Origin of the sequence: Pseudoalteromonas sp. 19-MNA-CIBAN-0066 (assembly GCF_040308705.1) — a bacterium.
In the GTDB taxonomy this organism is placed as follows: domain Bacteria; phylum Pseudomonadota; class Gammaproteobacteria; order Enterobacterales; family Alteromonadaceae; genus Pseudoalteromonas; species Pseudoalteromonas nigrifaciens.
This window is the reverse complement of sequence record NZ_JBEONZ010000285.1, coordinates 1-258: the sequence shown is the minus strand read 5'-3', so window position 1 is coordinate 258 and position 258 is coordinate 1. Positions and strand designations below refer to the sequence as shown.

The window sequence follows — 258 nt, the reverse complement described above, 5'->3', positions numbered from 1 at the left end:
ATATAGCTAGTTTGTCTGTTTTATCCATTATTCAGCCCCTCTTACTGTTATATCTGCCGTGCTATCAATATCAACTAAAGAAACTTTATAGCCCTTGTTTTCAAGTAAGGTAAGTAAACTATCTTGTCCTGCAAGATGGGCAACTCCAACAAGTACAAACTCATTTTTGTCGTTGTTAAACATGGCTTCTACTTTTGGTAACCAATCATTATTTCTATCTGTAATGATTTGTTTGTAGCTATTCGGATCATTTTGCTG

The 258-nt window shown here is 34.5% G+C and carries 1 protein-coding gene; it reads right to left on the bottom strand.

All coding sequences use genetic code 11. The features are described from left to right. Nucleotides 1-27: 27 nt before the first annotated feature. On the bottom strand, nucleotides 28-258 hold a 231-nt coding region (locus AAEZ18_RS19165), incomplete at its 5' end, for a TraB/GumN family protein (protein WP_352256011.1).